Source organism: Streptomyces sp. SM1, from assembly GCF_002910825.1.
In the GTDB taxonomy this organism is placed as follows: domain Bacteria; phylum Actinomycetota; class Actinomycetes; order Streptomycetales; family Streptomycetaceae; genus Streptomyces; species Streptomyces okerensis.
Window position 1 is genome coordinate 1 of sequence record NZ_NEUB01000660.1, and the last position, 6,017, is coordinate 6,017.

The window sequence follows — 6,017 nt, forward strand, 5'->3', positions numbered from 1 at the left end:
CGGCGCCCGCACCTCCTTCGACGACGTGCCCGCCGGTCTGCGGGAGGCCCGGCACGTGGCCGACGCCGTCGCGGACTCGGCCGCCGCCCTGGACCTGCCGCCCGTGGTCCGCCTCCGCGACGTCCATCTGCGCGGGCTGGTCCGGCTGTTGCGGGACGACCCCCAGGTGCAGTCCTTCGCGGAACGGGAGCTGGACGGCCTGCTGTGCGACCCGGACGAGGACCTGCTGTCCGTGCTGCGCACCTACCTCGCCACCGGACGCAACAAGTCCCGCACCGCGCAGCTCCACCACGTCTCCCGGCCCGCGCTCTACCGCCGGCTGGAGGCGATACAGGCCCGCCTGGGCGTGGACCTCGACGACTTCGAACAGGCCGCCTCGGTGCACATCGCACTCCTCGCGCACGACGCGCAACAGCACTGAAACAAGCGAACCACCTGCGACAACGGCGGTGACACATGGGCCCATCGACGCATGACACGCTGACACGCCGTACCCCCGCAGTCGTGACACGGTGCAACTCAGAGCGGGCTCCGTCCCTCCCTAGGCTCGCCGCACACCGAGCGACCGGAGGTCCCGATGAGCCGAGTGATCCGCGCCGCCGTCTTCCAGACCGCCTGGACCGGCGACAAGGAGTCGATGATCCAGGTCCACGAGCGGGCCGCCCGCGACGCCGCCGCCCAGGGCGCCCAAGTGCTCTGCTTCCAGGAGCTGTTCTACGGACCATACTTCTGCCAGGTGCAGGACCCCGCCTTCTACGCGTACGCCGAACGCGTGCCCGACGGTCCGATCGTCCAGCGCTTCCGGTCCCTCGCCCGGGAGCTGGGCCTCGTCCTGGTGCTGCCGATGTACGAGGAGGAGCAGCCCGGAGTCCTCTACAACACGGCCTCCGTGATCGACGCCGACGGCTCCTACCTCGGCAAGTACCGCAAGACCCACATCCCCCAAGTGAAGGGATTCTGGGAGAAGTTCTACTTCCGTCCGGGCAACAGCGGCTGGCCCGTCTTCGACACCGCCGTCGGCAGGGTCGGCGTCTACATCTGCTACGACCGGCACTTCCCCGAGGGCTGGCGCGCGCTCGGCCTCGCGGGTGCCGAGATCGTCTTCAACCCCTCGGCGACCTCACGCGGACTGTCCGGTTACCTCTGGCAGCTGGAACAGCCGGCGGCGGCCGTCGCCAACGAGTACTTCGTCGGCGCGATCAACCGGGTCGGCGTGGAGGAGTACGGGGACAACGACTTCTACGGCACCAGCTACTTCGTCGACCCGGAGGCCCGGTTCGTGGGCGAGCCGGCGAGCGACAAGGAGACCGAACTCGTCGTCCGCGACCTGGACATGGCCAGGCTCCGCGAGGTCCGCGACCGCTGGCAGTTCTACCGGGACAGGGCACCGGGAACGTACGGCCCGCTGACGACTCCCTGAGGCACGGCACACCAGGGGCGCGGGGCTGCATCCGATGTGCGGCTACCGCCGCGCGAGCGCGACCAGCCGCACACGACCCGCACCCGACACCCGCGAGGAGCGACATGAGTACCCGCACCGTCATCCGCGGCGGCCTCGTCATCACGGCCTCCGACGAAATGCACGCCGACGTCCTGATCGAGGACGGCCGCATCGCCGCCCTCGCCGCCTCCGGCACCCCGGCCGCCGAGTCGTTCACCGCCGAGCGGACCATGGAGGCCACCGGGAAGTACGTGATCCCGGGCGGCGTCGACGCGCACACCCACATGGAGCTGCCGTTCGGCGGCACCTTCGCCTCCGACACCTTCGAGACGGGCACCCGGGCGGCCGCCTGGGGCGGTACGACCACGGTCGTCGACTTCGCGGTCCAGAGCGTCGGCCACTCCCTGCGCGAGGGCCTGGACGCCTGGCACGCCAAGGCCGAGGGCAACTGCGCCATCGACTACGGCTTCCACATGATCGTCTCCGATGTGAACCAGGAGACGCTCAAGGAGATGGACCTGCTGGTCGAGGAGGGCGTGACCAGCTTCAAGCAGTTCATGGCCTACCCGGGGGTCTTCTACTCCGACGACGGCCAGATCCTGCGCGCCATGCAGCGCTCCGCCGGGAACGGCGGCCTGATCATGATGCACGCCGAGAACGGCATCGCCATCGACGTACTCGTCGAGCAGGCCCTGGCCCGCGGCGAGACCGACCCCCGCTTCCACGGGGAGGTCCGCAAGGCCCTCCTCGAGGCCGAGGCCACCCACCGCGCCATCCGGCTCGCCCAGGTCGCCGGCGCTCCGCTCTACGTCGTGCACGTCTCCGCCACCGAGGCCGTCGCCGAACTGGCCCGGGCCCGCGACGACGGGCTCAACGTCTTCGGCGAGACCTGCCCGCAGTATCTGTTCCTGTCCACCGACAACCTCGCCGAGCCGGACTTCGAGGGCGCCAAGTACGTGTGCAGCACCCCGCTCAGGCCGAAGGAGCACCAGGCGGCACTCTGGCGGGGCCTGCGCACCAACGACCTCCAGGTGGTCTCCACCGACCACTGCCCCTTCTGCTTCACCGGCCAGAAGGAGCTCGGCCGCGGCGACTTCTCCAAGATCCCCAACGGCCTGCCGGGCGTGGAGAACCGCATGGACCTGCTCCACCAGGCCGTCGTCGACGGGCACATCTCCCGCCGCCGCTGGATCGAGATCGCCTGCGCCACCCCGGCCCGGATGTTCGGCCTCTACCCGAAGAAGGGCACCATCGCGCCCGGCGCCGACGCCGACGTCGTGATCTACGACCCGGCAGCCGAGCAGGTCATCTCCGCCGGCACCCACCACATGAACGTCGACTACTCGGCCTACGAGGGCAGGCGGGTCACCGGCCGCGTCGAGACCGTGCTCTCGCGCGGCACCCCCGTCATCATCGCACGCCAGTACACCGGGCACGCCGGGCACGGCGTCTACGCCCCGCGTTCCACCTGTCAGTACCTCACCTAGGAGCCCCGCGCATGGACTTCGGACTCGTACTGCAGACCGACCCCCCGGCCTCGCGGGTGGTCAGCCTGATGAAGCGCGCCGAGCGCAACGGCTTCAGCCACGGCTGGACCTTCGACTCCGCCGTGCTGTGGCAGGAACCCTTCGTGATCTACAGCCAGATCCTGGCCAACACCACGACACTGAAGGTCGGCCCGATGGTCACCAACCCGGGCACCCGCACCTGGGAGGTCACCGCCTCCACCTTCGCCACCCTCAACGACATGTTCGGCAACCGCACCGTCTGCGGCATCGGCCGCGGTGACTCCGCGATGCGGGTCGCCGGACGCAGACCCAACACCCTGGCCCGTCTCGGCGAGGCGATCGACGCGATCCGCGACCTCGCCGAGGGACGCGAGAGCGAGGTCGACGGGCAGCCGCTGCGCATCCCGTGGGTGCGGGACGGAAAGCTGCCCGTCTGGATGGGCGCGTACGGGCCGAAGGCGCTCGCCCTCACCGGGCGCAAGGCCGACGGATTCATCCTCCAGCTCGCCGACCCGTATCTGACCGAGTGGATGGTGAAGGCCGTACGCGCCGCGGCCGAGGAGGCCGGGCGCGACCCCGCCTCCGTCACCATCTGCGTCGCCGCCCCCGCGTACGTCGGCGACGACCTGGCGCACGCCCGCGAGCAGTGCCGCTGGTTCGGCGGCATGGTGGGCAACCACGTCGCCGACCTGGTCTCCCGCTACGGCGAGCACTCCGGCATGGTGCCCGAGGCGCTGACCGCGTACATCAAGGAGCGGCACGGCTACGACTACAGCCACCACGGACGGGCCGGCAACCCGTCCACGGACTTCGTGCCCGACGAGATCGTCGACCGGTTCTGCCTGCTCGGCCCGGCCGAGGCACACATCGAGAAGCTGAAGACGCTGCGTGAGCTGGGCGTGGACCAGTTCGCCCTCTACGACATGCACGACGCGCAGGAGACGACGATCGACGCCTACGGCGCGGAGATCATCCCGGCACTCAACAGCTGATCCGCACCACGCCGAAGGACACGCCATGACCGCGACCGTCCCGCCCGTGCCGTCCCAGGACCCCATACCCGACCCGGCGGGACGCGTCGAGCTCCCGCCCGGCACCACCCTCACCGACAGCCGTTTCGTCAACGACGACCTGCTGCCCGTACCGCTGGCCCGCCGCCGCTGGACGACGTACAACTTCACCGCCCTGTGGGTGGGGATGGCGCACAACATCCCTTCCTGGCTGCTCGCCTCCGGCCTGGTCGCGCTGGGCATGGACTGGAAGCAGGCCGTGTTCACCATCGCGCTGGCCAACGTCATCGTGCTCGCGCCGATGCTGCTCACCGGTCACGCCGGCCCCAAGTACGGCATCCCGTTCCCGGTGCTGGCCCGTGCCTCGTTCGGGCTGCGCGGCGCCAACCTGCCGGCGATGATCCGGGCCGGGGTGGCGTGCGCCTGGTTCGGCATCCAGACCTGGATCGGCGGCCAGGGCATCTTCGTGCTGCTCGGCAAGATGTTCGGCGGCTGGGCACAGGCCTCGGAGGTCGGCGGTCAGCCGTGGACGCTGTGGGTGTGCTTCGTCCTGTTCTGGGCGCTCGAACTGGCCATCATCTACCGGGGGATGGAGACCCTGCGCCGGTTCGAGAACTGGGCCGCGCCGTTCGTCATCGTCGGCGCGCTGGTGCTGCTGGCGTGGATCGCGAACAAGGCCGGCGGCCTCGGACCGCTGCTCGACCAGCCGTCCCGGCTCGGCTGGGGCGCCGACTTCTGGCCGGTGTTCTTCCCGTCCCTCATGGGCATGATCGCCTTCTGGTCGACGCTGAGCCTGAACATCCCCGACTTCACCCGCTTCGGTGCGGGCCAGCGCGCCCAGGTCTGGGGGCAGACCCTCGGACTGCCCACCACCATGACCCTGTTCGCGCTGCTGTCCGTGTTCGTCACGTCGGGCAGCCAGGCGGTGTACGGGGCCCCGGTGTGGGACCCCGTCGCGCTCGCCGCCGAGACCGACAACGTCTTCGGCCTGCTCTTCGCCCTGGTGACGGTGCTCGTCGCCACCATCTCGGTGAACATCGCCGCCAACGTGGTCTCCCCGGCGTACGACCTGGCGAACCTGGCGCCGCGGCTGATCAACTTCCGCACCGGCGCGCTGGTCACCGGTGTCGCCGGCGTGCTGATCATGCCGTGGAAGCTCACCGAGACACCCGAGCTGTACATCTTCACCTGGCTGGGCCTGGTCGGCGGGCTCCTCGGCACCGTCGCCGGCATCCTCATCGCCGACTACTGGATCGTCCGCCGCACCGCCCTGGACCTGACCGACCTGTACACGCCCGGCGGACGCTACTGGTACACGTCCGGCTGGAACCTGCGGGCCGTCGCCGCCTTCGTCGTCGGCGGGGTGCTCGCGGTGGGCGGCTCGCACTCCGCCACCGGCAAGGGGCCCTTCCCCGAGGACGGGCTGATCCCCTTCCTCAGGCCCCTCGCCGACTACGGCTGGGCGGTGGGTCTCGCGGCGTCGCTCCTGGTGTACGTCGCCCTGATGGCCGGGCGCCGGCGGGTGTGAGCGTACGGGTGCCTAGCGGGCCGTGCCGAAGTCCTGGGTCCAGTAGGCACCGGGCTGCGCCAGACCGACGCCGATCTCCTCGAACGCGCAGTTGAGGATGTTCGCCTTGTGGCCGGGGCTGGTCATCCAGCCCTGCATCACCTGCTCGGGCGTGGAGTAGCCGTAGGCGACGTTCTCGCCGTAGGTGCTCCAGGCGTAGCCGGCGCGGGTGATGCGGTCACCGGGGTCGGATCCGTCGGAGCCGGTGTGCGACATGGTGCCGCTCGCGGCCATGTCCTCGCTGTGGTTCTGCGCGGCCTCGGTCAGGGTGGTGTTCAGCTTGACCGGGGAGCAACCGGCCTTGCCGCGCTCGGTGTTGACGAGCTGCACCACTCGGGCGACGGCGCCGGACGCGGCGGGGGCCGAGGGGGTGGCGGTGGGCTCGGGGGCGTTCGTGCCGGGCTTCGGAGCGGACGCGCCGGGCGTCGGGGCGGCCTCCGTGGTGGTCGGTCTCGGTCTTGGGCGGCAGTTCGGGGACGATGCCGGGGTCG

General features: G+C 70.5%; 6 protein-coding genes. 5 read left to right on the plus strand and 1 reads right to left on the minus strand.

The window, feature by feature from the left end; translation table 11 throughout:
• The 5 genes from B9S61_RS17610 to B9S61_RS17630 form a co-directional block, all read left to right on the plus strand.
• Window positions 1–421, plus strand: a 421-nt coding sequence (locus tag B9S61_RS17610) for a CdaR family transcriptional regulator (protein WP_146064876.1), incomplete at its 5' end; no start/stop codon positions are given.
• Between the two features lie 156 nt (window positions 422–577).
• The gene (locus tag B9S61_RS17615; protein ID WP_103543123.1) at window positions 578–1,420 is read left to right on the plus strand and encodes a nitrilase-related carbon-nitrogen hydrolase; all 843 of its coding nucleotides are present in this window, start codon (window positions 578–580) and stop codon (window positions 1,418–1,420) included.
• Between the two features lie 104 nt (window positions 1,421–1,524).
• A complete protein-coding gene (hydA, locus tag B9S61_RS17620) occupies window positions 1,525–2,928 on the plus strand; it encodes a dihydropyrimidinase (RefSeq protein ID WP_103543124.1) in 1,404 nt (467 codons plus the stop codon).
• An 11-nt stretch (window positions 2,929–2,939) separates the two neighbouring features.
• Window positions 2,940–3,941, plus strand: coding sequence for a TIGR03842 family LLM class F420-dependent oxidoreductase (locus B9S61_RS17625; RefSeq protein ID WP_103543125.1), 1,002 nt, complete (start codon window positions 2,940–2,942; stop codon window positions 3,939–3,941).
• Between the two features lie 25 nt (window positions 3,942–3,966).
• Complete coding sequence (locus B9S61_RS17630; protein ID WP_103543126.1) at window positions 3,967–5,487, plus strand: NCS1 family nucleobase:cation symporter-1; 1,521 nt, start codon at window positions 3,967–3,969, stop codon at window positions 5,485–5,487.
• A gap of 12 nt (window positions 5,488–5,499) precedes the next feature.
• Here the strand turns inward: B9S61_RS17630 and B9S61_RS17635 are convergent.
• Window positions 5,500–6,017: CAP domain-containing protein (locus B9S61_RS17635; RefSeq protein WP_258039712.1), on the minus strand; the 518-nt coding region annotated here is incomplete at its 5' end.

Bases quoted from the DNA above. Each gene is read 5' to 3' on its own strand.
- B9S61_RS17615 (WP_103543123.1), top strand. From the start codon at position 578: ATGAGCCGAGTGATCCGCGCCGCCGTCTTCCAGACCGCCTGGACCGGC.
- B9S61_RS17630 (WP_103543126.1), top strand. From the start codon at position 3,967: ATGACCGCGACCGTCCCGCCCGTGCCGTCCCAGGACCCCATACCCGAC.
- B9S61_RS17625 (WP_103543125.1), top strand. From the start codon at position 2,940: ATGGACTTCGGACTCGTACTGCAGACCGACCCCCCGGCCTCGCGGGTG.
- hydA (WP_103543124.1), top strand. From the start codon at position 1,525: ATGAGTACCCGCACCGTCATCCGCGGCGGCCTCGTCATCACGGCCTCC.